We start from the raw sequence: 16,815 nt of genomic DNA, 5'->3' as shown, positions 1-16,815 counted from the left end.
GAAGAGGACCGGTTTTCCCGGTCCTTTTTCATTTGGCCATCATCACAACCGGGACCACGTCTGATGCGCGCAAATCGCATGTTCGCATCCTTTGACCAGCAGCTTGTCCCCCTGCAACGTCATCTGTGGCACCGCATCCACGTTGATCAGCGGGACCCAGAATTCGCCGCCGCCGTATTTTCCACCGCCTTCACCGACCACGTCCCAGAACAGTTTTTTGCCGATATTCGGTGTTTGGACTTCCTTGCCTGAAGCGTCATAGGCCGAAAGGATCCGACCGCAGAACTTATCTCCACACGCCGTGATTTTGATGTGCGAAATCAGGTTCTTGCGATCAGGTTCAGTCTTCCAGACACCCACGATGGGATCGGCCGCCACAATGACGGGCAGACAAATCGCGATCACAATAGACGATAGTCGTGATTTCAGTCGCTTCATCATGACAGGCACCCTCCTGGTTTGGTGTATTCTACCCTGTTTCGCTCCAAGTTTGGAACTTCAGGCCGCCTCCCCGTCCGATTGCTGCCGGTTCCACAATTGGGCATACCGCCCCGACCGCGCCAGCAACTCGTCATGCGTGCCCTGTTCGATAACCTCGCCCGCTTCCAGAACCACGATCCGGTCCGCTTCGGCAATGGTGCTGAGGCGATGGGCAATGGTGATAACCGTACGACCCTCTCCTGCGCGCGCCAGCGCATCCTTGATGTCCTGCTCGGTATCGGTGTCCAGGGCCGAGGTCGCCTCGTCCAGCAACAGGATCGGCGGGTTCTTGAGCAAAGTCCGCGCGATGCCGACTCTTTGTTTTTCACCACCTGACAGTTTGAGCCCCCGTTCACCGACCATAGTGTCGTAGCCTTCGGGCAGCGAGGTGATGAAATCGTGAATTTGCGCAGCTCGGGCGGCGGCCTCGACCTCCTCCGGGGTGGCGTCGTCACGGCCATAGGCAATGTTGTACCGGATGCTGTCGTTGAACAGTACTGTGTCCTGCGGCACAACGCCGATGGCCGCGTGCAGGCTGGACTGCGTCACATCCCGCACATCCTGCCCGTCGATCTTCAAGGCTCCTTTGGTCACATCGTAGAACCGGAACAGCAGCCGCCCGATGGTTGATTTGCCAGACCCGGTTGCCCCCACGATGGCCACGGTCTGCCCGGCAGGAACGGTCAACGAAACACCTTTGAGGATCTCCCTCTCAGGGTCATAGCCGAAATGCACGTCGTCCAGCGTGACTTCGCCGCCATTCACCTTGAGGTTGGGCGCACAGGGTTTGTCGGTGACTTCGGCGGGCTGTTCAAGCAGATCGAACATCTGACCCATATCGACCAACGACTGCCGGATTTCCCGATAGACCGTCCCCAGAAAGTTCAGCGGTACGGTGATCTGGATCATGTAAGCGTTGACCATGACGAAATCGCCCACTGTCAGGTTCCCGCTCTGAACCCCGAAGGCAGCCAAAACCATCACACCGATCAAACCACAGGTGATCAGGAATGACTGGCCAAAATTCAGAAATGCCAGCGAATAAGCCGTTTTCAGCGCCGCCCCAGCGTAGGCTTTCATCGACACATCATATCGTTCAGCTTCGCGGGCTTCGGCATTGAAATACTTGACGGTTTCGAAATTCAGCAGACTGTCGATGGCGCGCTGATTGGCTTCGGTGTCCTGATCGTTCATCTCGCGCCGAAGCTTCACCCGCCATTCGGTCACGGCAAATGTAAACCAGATATACAGACCGATTGTGACGGCGACGACCACCAGATACCAGACATCGAACAGCCACATCAGGATGATCGCCACCAGCAGCAGTTCCAGGATCAGCGGCCCGATCGAGAACAGCAGAAAGCGCAACAGGAACTCGACGCCCTTGACACCCCGTTCGATGATGCGGCTCAGCCCTCCGGTACGGCGGGACACGTGGTAACGCATCGAGAGGTTGTGAATATGCTGAAAGGTCTCGAGCGCCAACGCCCGCAAAGCCCTTTGCCCCACGGGCGCAAAGGCCGCGTCCCGCAGTTGTTGGAAACCCACGGTCAGCATCCGGGCCACGCCATAGGCAACCGTCAGCCCGACCGCGCCCAGCGCCACCGGCGGCACGCCCTCACCTGCCAGGGCGTCAACGGCACCTTTGTAAAGGATTGGCGTATAGACCGCGATCAGCTTGGCCAGAACCAGCATGACCATGGCAATCACCACGCGGCGCTTTACCCATGGCTCATCCTGTGGCCAAAGATAGGGTGCCACTTTGCGGATCGTGCGCCAGCCCGAGCTTCGTTCGTCGCGCGGCACCGTATCGTCCGGGGTCATAGTAGGTGTTCGTCTCATCACGTACCTTAACTGCGGTCAGAGATTGACCCCGGCCCGCTTGGGCCAAAGGCGATGCTTATTCAGGTATGGTGAAGACCTGCCCCGGATAGATCAGATCCGGATCGCGGATCAGGTCGCGATTGGCCTCGAACAACCGTACATACAGGACCCCGTCGCCAAACCGGTCGCGCGAGATGGCCCACAGCGTGTCGCCCCGTTGAACAGTAACCGAACGGATGGCAGGTGCTTCGCCCTGCGCGTTGGCCTGGCTGGCCGCGACGGCGGCATCCAGTACTTCAACCGGCTCTCGCTTGAACGGCGTTTCGACCCGGCTCAGCACTGTCCCGTCCGTATTCACCGCGTCCACGCGCAGCGTGTAGACACCCGGATCAATCCCCTCCAGATCGCTGCGCCAGGATCCATCCTCTTTCGGGTCGAGATCGGCGATCAGACGATTGTTCAGGTACAGTCGAACGGCTGCACCGTCCTGCACACGTCCTGTCAACTGAACATTGCCGGTATCAGAATATCCGATTGTATCCAGTGCGATCTGATCGGGGGGCGTATCACGCACCACAGGCGGCTGCACCAGTTCAACCCCTTCTTCGCCGGACCGCAGCACCGCAATCTGCTGATCCGGTTCGGGTGTCTGTGTCGGCAAGTCGGCGGTTTGCGTTTCCTCGGCCTCCGGCACCGTGGTTTCGGTTCCGGTCACGTCAGTTTCTGGCGCTTGAACTTCGGTCGCCGTTTCGGGCTCAACATCTTCATCGGCTGTCGCGATCGTGGCGTCTTCGGCATCGGCCGGCCCGTCCGGATCGGATGCCGGCGATTCTTCAGTTACAGGCGCTTCTTCGACCGGCTTTGGCAAAGCCGCAATCAGATAGTCGTCGGACTGTGTGATCCGTTCGCCATCCTTGCTTTGCAGGACCAACCCCTGAGCCGCGTCGCTGAACGGGATCGAAACGAATTCGGCAAACTGGCCGCTGCCGTCCACGGTAAAGCTGTGCAGGGGTTCGCCGTTCAGCAGCACCTCGATCCGGCTGCCGGGTTCGGCATCGCCGGACAACAGCGCCGTGCCATCTGGCTCAACAAATATCTGATCCAGCGCCGGAGGGGCCGCTGGCTGGGGCGCGGTATCATCCGTCTTGGCAACGGCAGTATCTGCGTCAGAGGCGTCGGCCGTTTCACTTGTGTCCTCGGCCGGCTCGGTCGTGGGCCCTTCATCCGCAGGAGCCGCCTGTTCAGCCACTTCCGGTTTCGAAACCTGCGCATCCTGCCCTACAGGTTCCGGGGCTACGGCAGAGGCGGTTTCCTGCGGAGTGCTCGGCTCGGGCGTTTTGGTGAAGACGCCGGACAGATACAATCCACCCGCGCCCAATATCGCAACAAGACCCGCAATCACCCCCCAGATGAAATTGCCCGAGCTTCCGTTTCCCGATTTGGCGTCCATTATTTTCCTTTCACTCCGACGGGCAAAAGCTTTGCGTTGAAAAGCTTTCCGACGGACAGTTGAGCCAATCTATCAATCCCGCTATCACGGGTCAAAACCCCTGACACAACCCCGGAGCCCCTCTTTGATGTCTCAGAAATCAGTCTGTGTGTACTGCGGGTCACGCAATGGAGCCGAGAAGGCTTATTCTGAAACTGCACGGCAGTTCGGCAGCCTGCTGGCGCAGGAAGGCTGGCGGCTGGTCTACGGAGCCGGAGATGTCGGTTTGATGGGTGAAGTGGCCCGCGCCGCGCAGAATGCCGGTGGTGAAACTTTCGGCGTCATTCCGGTGCATCTGGTCAAGCGCGAGGTCGGAAAAACGGATCTGACCCATTTCGTGATCACCGAGACAATGCACGAGCGCAAGAAGGTCATGATCATGAACGCCGACGCCGTCGTGGTTTTGCCAGGCGGTCCGGGGTCGCTGGACGAGCTGTTCGAAGCGCTGACATGGCGCCAGCTTGGCCTGCATGACAAGCCAATCGTCGTGGTCAATGTGAACGGCTATTGGGACGCGTTGCACACATTGTTGGATCAGGTGATCGGGCAAGGCTTTGCCGACACGTCTTTGGCGGATTTCATCACCTGGGTCGAAGACGCCGATACTGCCATGATCGCCCTGCGGGACAAGCTGACCTGAGGATGGGAAACCGTGCGGGCGGTTGAACCGCCCGCCGTATTGATCAGGCCAGTCTGGCTTTGGGTTGCAGACTGTGGCGCACCACCTGTTCGACCTTGTGCAAAGGATGATTGGTCAGGGTCTTGTTGACCTCGGCCACGACCTTTCCCAGCACCTCGCTGTGCAACCGACGCCGCAACAGGCCCAGAACATGAGGGCTGGCCACCAGAACCAGCCTGTCATAGGCGCCTTTCAGCCCCTTGCGATTCAACAGGTTCGCCAGATCCTGCACGAAAAGAGATTTTGCGTGCGCCTTCCACGTGGGTTCTTCAATTGCCGATTTCTGTTTTGGTCCGCCGTCGTTGCGACGACCTGCGCGGTCCGTCGGTTTTCCGGTCGGGCCGTCTTGTTCTTCGACAGCGACGACGACAAGGTTGGGATCGTCGGCGTCGGTGATATTCTCCATCACCAGCGCTTTCTCTCCATCTGCAACAATAACCCAAGTTCCCTGTGTAAGTGCGACCATTGCGATCTCCTGATTAGGTTGTGTTCTGGGTATCCCTCGACCTGCCGGACATGCGGGGTTGTTCACGCACGAACAGTGCGCAGCCCGATCATTGTTTGACGTGATATGCAGTTTTCTCCCTCTACCCTACAGAGATGTGTTCTGGAAAACAGCAAACAAGATACCGTCATGCGGAAAGGGCGCGTATCGGCGGGTTTTCACCGGCTGGTCATCAACCCTTTAGGCGGACATCTCGACAACCGTGATTTCGGGCGTCACGCCCAGACGAACCGGCAGGATCGAACAGCCGATACCGCCCGAAACGACCAGATCGCGCCCATTTTCGCGTACATGGCCATAGGCATAGCGATTGCCGAATTTCGATGGCACCACAGGCGACCAGCCGAACAGGCGCACCTGGCCACCATGTGTGTGCCCTGAAAGCGTCAAGGCCACCCGCCCGGGCACAGTGGGAAACACATCGGGCTCATGCGCCATCATCACAACCGGAGCGTCATCGGTGATCTGCGCCAGAGTACCTTCCAGATCGTCCAATCCTTGCGGCTTGCCGTTGCGCCAGATCGCCAGCTGATCCTCGAGCCCGGCCAGCCAGATGCCCTGAGTTTCGAGTTTGATCGCGGCATTGGACAACACCGAAATGCCGTTCTGTTCCAGAATTTCGGCATAGCGATTGGGCCCGGACCCGCGCCGCTGTGCCGACCTGTCATCCCACCAGTCGTGATTGCCCAGAACGGCAAAGACACCATTCTTCGCCTCAAGCCCAGCAAGCACAGGGGCCAGGTCCTGCATCTTGACCGTGTCCGAGACACCTTTGTGGCTTGCAAAGAAATCACCCAACAGCAGGATCACGTCCGGAGCCAGCGCATTGGTTCTGCGGACCACCTGCTTTACGCGGTTCAGGCCGACATAGGGCTCGCCCACATGCATATCGGACAGTACGGCGATTCTGAGCGGCGGCGCTGTCCAGTCGTCCCGCTGAATGCGCCATTTGCGCACGCGCAACCGAACCGCGGGTTCAATGATGAACCCGTAGGCGGCCGTGACAAGGCCTGCCAGCGTCACCGCCAGCAGGCCCTTTATAAACCGACGTCGGTTCAATACGTTACATCCGCGATGCGACGTTTTCCCAGTTCACCAGATTGTCGAGGAAGTTCGACAGGTAGGCCGGGCGCTTGTTGCGGAAATCGATGTAGTAGGAGTGCTCCCAAACATCGCAACCCAGCAGCGCGGTTTGACCAAAGCACAGTGGGTTCACGCCATTCTCGGTCTTGGTGACGGCCAGCGAGCCATCGGCGTTCTTGACCAGCCAGGCCCAACCCGAACCGAACTGACCCGCACCGGCGGCACTGAACTGCGACTTGAATTCATCTACTGAACCGAAGTTCTCGACCAGAGCCTTTTCCAGCTCGCCCGGCATGGCGCTGTCGCCCGGCCCCATCATTTCCCAGAACTGGTTGTGGTTCCACAACTGGCTGATATTGTTGAAGATACCGTTTTGTGCCACGGCGTTTGCGTCGTAAGTACCAACGATGATCTCTTCCAGCGACTTGCCGTCCCATTCGGTGCCGGCGATCAGCTTGTTGCCGTTGTCGACATAGGCCTTGTGGTGCAGATCGTGGTGATATTCCAACGTTTCCGCGGACATACCCTTGGCTGCCAGCGCGTCATGTGCATAAGGAAGATCAGGAAGTTCAAAAGCCATGTCGGCCCCCTGTTTAAATGTAAGTTGCGGTTCCCAAGGTTAAATGCTTTGGCAACCGCCGCAGGTCAAGGGGCGTGGCAAGAAAACCCGGAGGCAGGCGATGCTGACACAGGCGCGCAAGATGTTCTATCGCGCCCGCGGATATTATGCGGGCAATCTGAACGGCGAGCCGTTTCGTCTGGACCCGTACCATTCGAAATTCTGGCGCAAAGCCACTGCGGGCGCTTGGGAACCTGAAACATTTGCAGTTCTTGACCGGTTCCTGTCCCCTCAAAGCGACTATCTGGACATCGGCGCGTGGATTGGCCCGACGGTGCTGTACGGTGCGCGAAGGGCACGGCATGTCTGGTGTTTTGAGCCTGACCCGACCGCGTTTCGGCATCTGGCATGGAATCTTGATCTGAACGACGTTCAGAACGTTTCGGCATTCGGGGTCGCCCTGTCAGATCGATTTGGTGTGGCACGCATGGCCTCTGTGCGCGGTGAACCCGGGGATTCTACCAGTTCGCTTCTGCACGACGGGGCGCATGGGTCTGACGCGCTGACGATCGCCTGGGACCAATTCGAAAAAACAAACGACCTGTCTCGGGTTTCGCTGGTCAAAATGGACATCGAGGGCGCGGAATTCATTGTTGCCCCCACTTTGTCCGCGTGGCTGAAGGAACGCTGCCCCGCCCTTCTTCTGTCCCTTCACGCACCTCTGCTTCCGGAAGACCAGAGGCACGAACGTGTCAGTGCGCTGATGGATGAACTGGGTTATTACGCAAAGCTGTCGGATGACAAGGCGCAGCCTCTAAAGGTTTCGGACTTGCTGACCGAAGACGGCCTGAGCCGTTTTCACACCGTTCTCTTGCATGGGTAGAACGTCTGGCGTTTTTTTCTTCGTTCACGTGAGGTCCCGCTTGCGGCATTGAGGTGTATCAGTTTGAGTGCACTTACAAAGAATCATACCCAAGTGGATAAAATGAAAAGACTTTTACCGATCGCAGTCGCCGCATTTCTTGCACAAACCGCTGCGGCAGAAACGGTTACCTATCATTGCAAGATGACCAAACAGGACGCCCATGGCTGGATTGCGCCAGAGTATGCGTTCCGGATCGACCCCGCCGCATCTTCGGCGATGGCCGCAACGTCGTATCAGGATTGGGCCAAGGCAAAATTCAAAGACCGCGGCGCCAAGGGATATCGTATTATCTGGAACCTCGATCAAAAAATGGTTGCCGGCGGCAATGTCCGCGTTCGATATCAGGCGAACCTGAAAACAACCGACAATACGGTCGCCGTCCGCATGGCATTCGTTCAGGGAAATTTCGCGAACAAACCTTTCGGAGTCGGGACCTGTTCGACAGTCAAGTAAGAAAAAGCCCCGGATGAACCGGGGCTTTTTTGTTCAGTAGACCCCGACTTCACTGCCGGGCTGTGCTGCCACCTTGAGCAGTTTGAACACGTAATCCGCAGCGGAACGGAAGCAGACCACGCGGAAGGTCTGTTCATCATCCATCCAGAAAGCACCGGCCACCTGCGCCAGACGCGTGCGGCGGATCTGGCCGGGCAGGAATGCATCCGCCGACAGATCGACAGGTGCGACCTTGCCCAGTACCTCTCTTGCGCTGGCACCAGAGACGCTGAAGACGGCGCGGGCATCCGAGACATTGACCGCCAAAGCATGGGTCCCACTCAGGGCACCGACCATGTCGGCCAGTTTGGCTTCGACCTCGGCATAAGGCACCAGAACCAGCAACTCGTCTGTCGACATCCAAGCCACGCCGGTATCGCCAGTCACAAGCACCTGGCGCTGACCCGGCACTTTCTGACCGGTTGCATCCTTGACGGCCTTGGCCAGCACCTTGTCGGACAGGTCGCCGCGCAGGGTTATCATGCCTTGCAGGCCGCATTCCTGGACCTTGGCGATGCCGTCATAGCTGGCGTGGTTCAATGCGCTGATGGGTTCAGACATTCTGCTTCTCCCCGTCCTTGTCATAAAAGATCGGGTCCACGATCTTGGCTTTGTAGGTTTTGCCGTCCGTGCCCGGGAACTCGACGATCTCGCCCATGCGGTCGGGGCCGTGCTTGATCAGCCCCATGGCGATGCCTTTGCCCAGATTGGCCGAGTAATATGTCGACGTCACACGGCCGATCATGTTGCGCTGACCGTTGGCATTGACGCCCTCGCCCACCGCGTAAGCACCATCCGGCAGAACCGATCCGTCCACAGTCTCGAGACCGACCAGCTTCCAGCGCTCGGGATCCGCCATGTGGCTGCGGGAATGAGCGCGTTTGCCCAGATAATCCTCTTTCTTCTTGGACAGCGCCCAGTGCAGCCCCAGATCCTGCGGGATCACGGTGCCGTCGGTCTCGTCCCCGATCATGATAAAGCCCTTCTCGGCCCGCAGGATGTGCAGACATTCGGTTCCATACGGCATCACGCCGAACTCTTTGCCTGCCTCCATCAAGGCATCCCAGAACGCCTGACCCTGGCTGGCGGGAACAGCGATTTCATAAGACAGCTCGCCCGAGAACGAAATGCGGTAGGCCCGGCAATCGAAGCCTCCGATCTTGCCATCGCGCCATTCCATGAAGGGCAGCGCCTCTTTGCTGACATCCATGCCGCCCAGCTTTTCAAGCACCTTGCGGGCGTTTGGGCCGACTACGGCGACCTGCGCGTATTGCTCGGTCACGTTGGCGACATAGACTTTCCAGTCCCACCATTCGGTCTGAAGCCATTCTTCCATGTGACCATGGATACGCTCGGCCCCGCCGGTGGTGGTGTGGCACAGCCATGTGTCCTCGTCGATGCGGGCGACAACGCCGTCGTCGATCAGGAAGCCGTTTTCCGAACACATCAGGCCATAGCGGCATTTTCCGACCTTCAGCGTGGACATCATGTTGGTGTACATCATGTCCAGGAACTTGCCGGCATCCGGGCCTTTGACGATCAGTTTGCCCAGCGTCGAGGCATCCAGCAGGCCAAGGTTCTCGCGGGTGTTCTTGACCTCTCGATTGACCGCGTCATGCACGGATTCACCGGGGCGGACATAGGCATAGGCCCGGCGCCAGTGACCGACCGGCTCCCAGTCGGCGCCGTTCTTGTCGTGCCAGTTGTGCATCGGTGTCCTACGGATCGGCTGAAAGACCTCACCCCGGGCCTCACCGCCGATCGCACCCATCGAGATAGGTGTATAGGGCGGGCGGAAGGTGGTTGTGCCAACCTTGGGAATCTCGGATTCCAGCGCATCAGCAAGGATCGCCAATCCGTTGATGTTGCTCAATTTACCCTGATCTGTCGCCATGCCCAGCGTTGTATAGCGCTTGGTGTGTTCGACGCTTTCATACCCTTCGCGCGCAGCCAGTTGGACGTCAGAAACCTTGACGTCGTTCTGGAAGTCCAGCCAGGATTTCATGCGCAATTGGACTTCTGCATTTGCCGGCATCAGCCAGACTGCTTCCATCGGCGCTTCGGCGGTTGTTTCCCCTGCGGGCGCCTTGGTGTTCTTGGGCTTGAAGCCAGCCGCCTTGGCGGCCGCCTTACCGGCCGCATGGGCGTCTGTCAGAACATCTTGCAACGCCAGAGGACCGTTGGACGCGCCAGCAGCAACAACGAACCCTTTGCCGTCGGCCCCAAGCGGCGGACGCTGAGGATCCGGCCGGAAATGCGCGTTCGCCTCATCCCAGATCAGCTTGCCCCCGCAATGGGACCACATGTGCACGACCGGAGACCAGCCGCCGGACATGGCGACTGCATCCGCCTCAACCTCTTCACGCGCGCCACCAACGCCTTCCTGGTTGCAGATGGCGACTTTCTTGACGCGCTTGCCGCCCTTGACCTTGGCAATGGCCTTGCCCGGATCAACGCGGATACCCAACTGGCGAGCTTCCTCTGCCAAAGGTCCGGCCGTTGCGCGTGCGTCAACAATGCGCAAAACATCCACACCTGCCTGTTTCAGGATAATCGCGGTGCGGTAAGCGTCATCATTGTTGGTGGCGACGATGACCCGATCGCCCGGAGTAACCCCCCAGTTCACAACATAGTCGCGCATGGCCGATGCCAGCATCACACCTGGAACATCGTTGCCAGCAAAGGACAATGGTCTTTCAATTGCACCCGTTGCAGTTACAATTTGCTTGGCGCGAATACGCCACAAACGGTGGCGCGGGCCCTGCACGCCCGGCGTGTGGTCCGTCAGGCGCTCGTATCCCAACACATAACCATGGTCGTAAACACCCGCTCCCATGCAGCGCGTGCGCATGATGACGTTGTCCATTGTTTCGAGTTCGGAAACCAATTGTTCCACGAACTTATCCACAGGCTCTCCATCCACGGTGCCGCCGTCAACCGGAGCGCGACCGCCCCAATGCGCGGTCTGCTCGATCAGCAGGACCTTGGCACCGGATTGTGCCGCCGCCTTGGCCGCCTGCAAACCAGCCACACCGCCGCCGATCACCAGAACATCGGTAAAGGCGTAGAAGTGCTCATAAGTGTCGGCATCCCGGTTGTCTTTGTCAGGCGCCTTGCCCAACCCCGCCGACTGCCGGATGAACGGTTCGTAGACGTGTTTCCAGAAAGGTTTGGGGTGGATGAACGTCTTGTAGTAGAAGCCGGCCGGCAGAAACCGGGCAAAGGCCGTGTTCACCGCACCGATGTCATATTCAAGACTTGGCCAATGGTTCTGTGAAATCGCGGTCAAGCCGTTGAACACCTCGGTCGTCGTGGCACGCTGGTTCGGCTCGAACCGGTTGCCCTGCCCCAGGCCGACAAGCGCGTTTGGCTCTTCCGCGCCGCTGGCGACAACGCCGCGGGGACGGTGGTATTTGAACGACCGGCCAACCATCATCTGGTCATTGGCCAGCAGAGCCGAGGCAAGCGTATCCCCCTCATATGCCTGCATCGAGGTTCCGTTGAATGTGAATGTGACCTTTTTCGACCGGTCAATCAGCCGGCCTTGTTTTGCGAGACGGGTGCTCATTGTGCGGGCCTTTCGCATGTGGAGGCGTCAAAGCCTCCGGCGGGAGTATTTTTGAAAAGATGAAGCATCAAGAGAACTCTCTCCACGTCCAGCCGGGTCGTTTGGCAGTGATGGCATCCTTGATGTCTTGCGGCGGCTCGGTGACCTGCGCAGAATAGGTGCCGAACACTTCGAGTGTCTGCGTGCAGCGCGCGGCGTGGAACCACTTGCCGCAGCCATTGGCGTGCCGCCAGCGCTCGAAATGAACACCTTTCGGGTTTTCACGCATGAACAGATAGTCGTGGAATTCATCATCGGACGAGCCCGGACCGAAACGCTTCAGATGCGCTTCGCCGCCGGCGGCCAGTTCGGTTTCTTCGGCGTCTACGCCGCAATAAGGGCAATTCAGGATTAGCATGTTGTCATCCTTTTGGCGGTCAGTCGGCGCGGGGGCCGACCTGAATTCTGTTTTCTGGCACCTTCGGGAATCCCCCTAGTGCGCCACCCCGGCGGCGACGCTTTCGTCGATGAAGCGGCCTTCCTTGAAGCGGTCCATCGAGAAGGCTTCGGTCAGCGGTGAATGGCCTGTCGCCATCAGCTGCGCCATCCCCCAGCCGGAACCCGGAATCGCCTTGAAACCACCTGTGCCCCAGCCTCCATTAATAAAGCAGCCCTGCAACGGTGTTTTCGACAGGATGGGCGAGCGGTCACCTGTCATGTCCACGATCCCGCCCCACTGGCGCAGCATCTTCAGGCGCGAAATCATCGGGAAGGTTTCGACCAGCGCCCGCACTGTTTCCTCGATATGATGGAAAGACCCGCGCTGAGTGAAGTTGTTGAACCCGTCGGTGCCCCCGCCGATCACCATTTCGCCCTTGTCGGATTGCGACATGTAGCCGTGCACGGTGTTGGCCATCACGACAACATCCATGCAGGGTTTGATGGGCTCGGACACCAGCGCCTGCAAAGCAACGGCTTCCAGCGGCAGGCGGAAGCCCGCCATCTCGGCCAACTGACCCGAATGGCCCGCGACGACGATGCCCAGCTTGTCACAATCGATGGCACCCTTGGTGGTATCGACCCCGACAACGCGACCGTTTTCCGAGCGCACACCGGTGACTTCGCATTGCTGGATGATATCCATCCCCATCGCCGAACAGGCACGCGCATAGCCCCACGCCACCGCATCATGGCGCGCAGTGCCCCCGCGTTCCTGCCAAAGGCCGCCCAGAACCGGATACCGGGGGCCGTCCAGATTGATGATTGGCACCAGTTGCTTGACGCGCTCGGGGCCGATCCATTCCGTCTTAACCCCTTGCAGCGCGTTGGCATGGGCCGTGCGCTGGTAGCCGCGGATCTCGTGCTGGGTCTGCGCCAGCATGATGACACCGCGCGGGCTGAACATGATGTTGTAGTTCAGTTCCTGGCTCAGGTCCTCGTAAAGGCTGCGCGCTTTCTCGTAGATCGCAGCAGATGGGTCTTGCAGATAGTTCGAACGGATAATCGTCGTGTTGCGACCAGTATTGCCGCCGCCCAGCCAGCCTTTTTCGATAACCGCGACATTCTGGATGCCATAGTTCTTGCCAAGGTAATACGCGGTCGCCAGACCATGACCGCCAGCACCAACGATGATGACGTCATAGCGCTTCTTGGGTTCGGGTGAGCGCCAGGCGCGCTCCCATCCGGTGTGATAGCGCAGAGCTTCCCGCGCCACAGCAAAGGCTGAATAGTGTTTCATGTGCGAATCCATCCGGTTCGGTGATTGGGCGCAGATATGCCGTGTGACGGCATTCTAACCCTGCCGTGCAACGCCGCAATATCGCACTATTGCGACATGTCGCTCATTCGCGGCCATTTGTCCCTTTTGTCGGACGCCTCACAGGTCTAAGTCAGGGCAGCATCCTCGGAGGGACCATGACGTTCTGGGTTCTGATTTTTCTTGTCGCGCTGCTGATCGCAGCTTTTCTCTGCTTTACCCTGCTGCGCAAACGCCGTGGGGATGAACCCGCGGCGGCATACGACCTGCGGGTTTATCGCGAACAGTTGGCCGGTGTGGACCGGGATCTGGCGCGCGGGGTCATTGGCGAGGCCGACGCTGAACGGGTGCGTACGGAAATTTCCCGTCGCATTCTGGCCGCAGATGATCAAATGAAGAAAGAGGGTGCCGGCGCCGGGCCATCTCGTGCGGTCTCGGTGTTGTCGATCCTGGCAATTTCGTTGCTTCTGATCGGCGGAGCATTGGCGATGTATCATCGCACCGGGGCCGTGGGTTTGCCTGACATGCCGCTGACCGCACGGCTTGAACTGGCCAAGGAAGTGCGCGCCAACCGGCCATCCCAAAGCGCCGCGGAAGAACTGGCGACCCCGCCTCGACCTGCGCAGCTGGAAGAAAGCTATGCCAACCTGCTGAAGCAGTTGCGCGAAACCGTTGCAAGCCGGCCGGATGATTTGCAGGGTCAGATGTTGCTGGCGCAGCACGAGACGAATGCGGGCAACTTCAAGGATGGGTACACCGCGCAGCAAAAGGTGATCGAGCTGTCCGGCGACAGCGCCACGGCTGATACCTATGCAGACCTGGCTGAAATGATGATTCTGGCAGCAGGGGGGTATGTCTCACCCGAAGCGGAACAGGCGCTGATCGAAGCGCTGAACCGTGACCCCCGTCACGGCCCGGCGCGCTATTATTGGGGGCAGATGCTGGCACAGATCGGGCGGCCGGACCTTGCCTATCGCATGTGGGTCGAAACGTTGCAGGATTCCCCCGCGGGTGCGCCCTGGGCCGAAGCAATTCGGGCTCAGATCGACGAACTCGCCTTTCGGGCCGGCGTTTTCAATGCACCGGATCTGAGCACAGCACCCGGCCCCAGCCAGGAAGACATGGCCGCCGCCGCAGAGCTGAGCCCCGAAGAACGGCAGCAGATGATTCAGGGTATGGTGGACCAGCTGTCTGATCGGCTGGCGACAGAAGGCGGATCCCCCGAGGAATGGGCCCGCCTGATCGCGGCCTTGGGCGTTCTTGGCCAGGGCCAGCGCGCCATCGATATCCGCGATGAGGCCATGGAAGTCTTTGCCGGCAATTCAGAGGCGTTGCAGATCATCGATGCGGCGGCCCTTCAAGCCGGGATCGCTCAATGATCCATGACGCTTTCGAAGAATTTGCAGCCGCGCTGCAACCGATGAGTGCCCTGATGGGGCTGGATCTTGGAGAAAAGACAATCGGCGTCGCCGTGTCCGACCGCATGCGCGGTGTCGCCAGCCCGCTGGAAACGGTACGGCGCAAGAAATTCACGCTCGATTCCGCGCGCCTGATCGAAATTGTGACCGATCGCGAGATCGGGGGCATCTTGCTGGGCCTGCCCAAGAACATGGATGGCAGCGAAGGGCCAAGATGCCAGTCAACGCGGGCATTTGCGCGCAATTTGTCCCGCCTGACCGAATTGCCCATCGGATTTTGGGACGAGCGGCTCAGCACGGTTGCGGCAGAAAAAGCACTACTTGAGGCGGATACGACACGAAAACGTCGCGGACAGGTTATTGATCACGTTGCGGCCAGCTATATCTTGCAAGGGGCGCTGGACAGGCTGCGCTTTTTGTAACGGGTCGGAGACCAGTGATGACGAATATGGTTTGGAAAAGGAATGAGGTCGAAAGCCCTTGTGTCCAGATCTGTGTCGTTCACCCGACTGAACGTATCTGTACCGGCTGCTATCGCACGATTGACGAAATCACCCGCTGGTCCAAGATGGACAGCAGCGAACGCGCCGAAATCATGGAAGAACTGCCAACCAGAAAGCCGCGCCTCAGCAAACGTCGTGGCGGGCGTGCAGCGCGCATAAACGGTTCCTGAAGTCAGCCAGTCTGCTTTGGGGACGTATCCCTGTGGTCATTGGATTCATCGCGGGCCGACCTGTTTGTGTCTTGCCCGCGCAGCTCTGACTCGAACAGAGCTGCGATTTCGGATCTGCTTGTTTTTGCAGTCCCGTATTTTTTCGCTGCACGTCGGACATGCTTCGTGCTGGTCTTGTCCGCCTTGAATGCTGGCGTTTTGCGTACCGCAAATCTTTCCATCAATAACCTGAGTGTCATCGCAAACTTCCGGCTTCCAATAACTGTGCCGCCGCGGGCCGAGTTCGAGCTCCTTAAAGGGGCCAGCTCATGAACGCATCTGTTCAACGTGAGTGGAGGCCCGCAGCGACACGGCGTAGGTAAGGACATTTCCGGTCAAATTTAGGGGGAAAACACAGGGTTTTTGGTCCGTGTTGACCTTAAGGTCAGAAATTCCACGGAAAAACCCACCAGTTCCCTTACGTCACAATTCTTGACCGGCACGGGATCAAGACCGGTTTCAAGACATGTGGCGCGTGTCGTTCCGCGAAAAAAGCCAATCAGATTTGGTCAATTCGCGATCAAAGGTGCTTTGTTCTGACCAGAGAACAAAGCACGCAAGCCGCCTGTTGGCAGCAAGATCACAAGATGCAGGTTGGCGCGCAGAGCAGGGCCTTACCCGGCAGCCAGCCAGGCTTTGGCGTTTTCGATTTCCTCGGACGGAAAGAACTGAGTCCGTGTGCCCAATACATGACTGGCGACACGTTGTGCCATGTGCTGCCAGCTTTTATCCCCGACGATCGCCGCGCGATCCAGTTGTCCGATGTGGCGACTGGCCAGACGAAAATGCGCTGCAAGAGCGGACAACCCCTGCCAGCCGTCAAATTCCCGCAGGTCGATCAGCAACCGAAACCCGGACCGGTCATGCAACAAAGCGTCCAGGTCGCGTTCGGCCTGCTTGTACTCCTCTGGGTCCAGTACTCCCAAAAGGCTGATCTGCACACATGGGCCCTCAAGATCTGTCACGTGAACGGATCCCAGCGACTCGCGCATCCAGCGCCGGGCGGCTTCAAGCTCGGCCAGTTCAAAGACCTGAACGGGGCATGGCAGGATCGGGGCGGCCAATCGGATGCTGGTTTGCACCCAGCCCTGATCGGCAACAACCGCGATCCGGTCAAACCCCCGCCAGTGGCTGAGCCCCAGCTTGGTGTCGGACCAAGCCGCGCCCAAATCATACCCCTTGAACTCTGGCTGCACGATGGCCAAAAGCCGAACGGAATCGTGTTCGGTCAGCGCTGCTTCGATTGCAGGAACCAGGACATCGGCATAGTCGGCGCTGGTGACTTGCCCCGACAACTCCACTTCTATCAACGCACCATCAGAATTCGTATGGACCGTAATCATCGG

Annotated in this window: 17 protein-coding genes; 6 read left to right on the top strand and 11 right to left on the bottom strand. The window is 59.0% G+C overall.

Annotation, left to right across the window (positions count from 1 at the left end; genetic code table 11):
• Window positions 1–42: 42 nt before the first annotated feature.
• The 3 genes from GOW31_RS02085 to GOW31_RS02075 form a co-directional block, all read right to left on the bottom strand.
• Window positions 43–441, bottom strand: coding sequence for a DUF2147 domain-containing protein (locus GOW31_RS02085; RefSeq protein WP_171115282.1), 399 nt, complete (start codon window positions 439–441; stop codon window positions 43–45).
• A 57-nt stretch (window positions 442–498) separates the two neighbouring features.
• Complete coding sequence (locus tag GOW31_RS02080) at window positions 499–2,304, bottom strand: ABC transporter ATP-binding protein/permease (protein WP_171167540.1); 1,806 nt, start codon at window positions 2,302–2,304, stop codon at window positions 499–501.
• Between the two features lie 76 nt (window positions 2,305–2,380).
• Window positions 2,381–3,754, bottom strand: a complete 1,374-nt coding sequence (locus GOW31_RS02075; protein WP_171167538.1) for a LysM peptidoglycan-binding domain-containing protein — start codon at window positions 3,752–3,754, stop codon at window positions 2,381–2,383.
• Window positions 3,755–3,881: 127 nt separating this feature from the next.
• Here GOW31_RS02075 and GOW31_RS02070 point away from each other — a divergent pair, with 127 nt between their 5' ends.
• Entirely contained in the window at window positions 3,882–4,433 is a 552-nt protein-coding gene (locus tag GOW31_RS02070; protein WP_171167536.1) for a TIGR00730 family Rossman fold protein, read from the top strand.
• Between the two features lie 43 nt (window positions 4,434–4,476).
• Here GOW31_RS02070 and GOW31_RS02065 read toward each other — a convergent pair whose 3' ends face one another.
• The 3 genes from GOW31_RS02065 to GOW31_RS02055 all read right to left on the bottom strand — a co-directional run bounded on the left by GOW31_RS02065 (window position 4,477) and on the right by GOW31_RS02055 (window position 6,640).
• Entirely contained in the window at window positions 4,477–4,938 is a 462-nt protein-coding gene (locus GOW31_RS02065; protein ID WP_152458383.1) for a host attachment protein, read from the bottom strand.
• Window positions 4,939–5,157: 219 nt separating this feature from the next.
• Entirely contained in the window at window positions 5,158–6,000 is an 843-nt protein-coding gene (locus tag GOW31_RS02060; protein WP_371813693.1) for a metallophosphoesterase, read from the bottom strand.
• A 40-nt stretch (window positions 6,001–6,040) separates the two neighbouring features.
• Entirely contained in the window at window positions 6,041–6,640 is a 600-nt protein-coding gene (locus GOW31_RS02055; protein WP_152458385.1) for a superoxide dismutase, read from the bottom strand.
• 43 nt (window positions 6,641–6,683) lie between these two features.
• Here GOW31_RS02055 and GOW31_RS02050 point away from each other — a divergent pair, with 43 nt between their 5' ends.
• Entirely contained in the window at window positions 6,684–7,502 is an 819-nt protein-coding gene (locus GOW31_RS02050) for an FkbM family methyltransferase (protein ID WP_254441623.1), read from the top strand.
• Between the two features lie 102 nt (window positions 7,503–7,604).
• Window positions 7,605–7,997 (top strand): hypothetical protein, encoded by a 393-nt coding sequence (locus tag GOW31_RS02045; RefSeq protein ID WP_171167531.1) that lies wholly within the window; start codon window positions 7,605–7,607, stop codon window positions 7,995–7,997.
• A 33-nt stretch (window positions 7,998–8,030) separates the two neighbouring features.
• Here GOW31_RS02045 and GOW31_RS02040 read toward each other — a convergent pair whose 3' ends face one another.
• The 4 genes from GOW31_RS02040 to GOW31_RS02025 form a co-directional block, all read right to left on the bottom strand.
• Window positions 8,031–8,597, bottom strand: coding sequence for a sarcosine oxidase subunit gamma (locus GOW31_RS02040; RefSeq protein ID WP_171167529.1), 567 nt, complete (start codon window positions 8,595–8,597; stop codon window positions 8,031–8,033).
• A complete protein-coding gene (locus GOW31_RS02035; RefSeq protein ID WP_171167527.1) occupies window positions 8,590–11,604 on the bottom strand; it encodes a sarcosine oxidase subunit alpha family protein in 3,015 nt (1,004 codons plus the stop codon). The genes GOW31_RS02040 and GOW31_RS02035 overlap by 8 nt, the downstream gene beginning before the upstream one ends.
• 67 nt (window positions 11,605–11,671) lie before the next feature.
• Window positions 11,672–12,001 (bottom strand): sarcosine oxidase subunit delta, encoded by a 330-nt coding sequence (locus GOW31_RS02030; protein ID WP_152458389.1) that lies wholly within the window; start codon window positions 11,999–12,001, stop codon window positions 11,672–11,674.
• Between the two features lie 75 nt (window positions 12,002–12,076).
• Window positions 12,077–13,321, bottom strand: a complete 1,245-nt coding sequence (locus GOW31_RS02025; RefSeq protein WP_152458390.1) for a sarcosine oxidase subunit beta family protein — start codon at window positions 13,319–13,321, stop codon at window positions 12,077–12,079.
• Between the two features lie 176 nt (window positions 13,322–13,497).
• On the opposite strand from GOW31_RS02025, the gene ccmI reads away from it, so the two are divergent.
• From ccmI to GOW31_RS02010, 3 genes are read left to right on the top strand one after another with little or no spacing between them, the layout of a single operon-like run.
• Window positions 13,498–14,718, top strand: a complete 1,221-nt coding sequence (gene ccmI / locus GOW31_RS02020; RefSeq protein ID WP_171167525.1) for a c-type cytochrome biogenesis protein CcmI — start codon at window positions 13,498–13,500, stop codon at window positions 14,716–14,718.
• Entirely contained in the window at window positions 14,715–15,179 is a 465-nt protein-coding gene (gene ruvX / locus GOW31_RS02015; RefSeq protein ID WP_152458392.1) for a Holliday junction resolvase RuvX, read from the top strand. Before ccmI ends, ruvX begins: the two co-directional genes overlap by 4 nt.
• Before the next feature lie 17 nt (window positions 15,180–15,196).
• Window positions 15,197–15,430 carry a DUF1289 domain-containing protein gene (locus tag GOW31_RS02010; RefSeq protein WP_171167523.1) on the top strand — a complete coding sequence of 78 codons (234 nt, stop codon included), beginning with the start codon at window positions 15,197–15,199 and terminating at the stop codon, window positions 15,428–15,430.
• Between the two features lie 653 nt (window positions 15,431–16,083).
• Here the strand turns inward: GOW31_RS02010 and GOW31_RS02005 are convergent.
• Window positions 16,084–16,812 (bottom strand): STAS/SEC14 domain-containing protein, encoded by a 729-nt coding sequence (locus GOW31_RS02005; protein WP_171167520.1) that lies wholly within the window; start codon window positions 16,810–16,812, stop codon window positions 16,084–16,086.
• Window positions 16,813–16,815 lie beyond the last annotated feature (3 nt).

It is taken from the genome of Ruegeria sp. HKCCA0370 (assembly GCF_013033705.1).
Taxonomy (GTDB): Bacteria; Pseudomonadota; Alphaproteobacteria; order Rhodobacterales; family Rhodobacteraceae; genus Ruegeria.
Note: the sequence above shows the minus strand (reverse complement) of the source record. Positions and strands in the feature narration are given on the sequence as shown.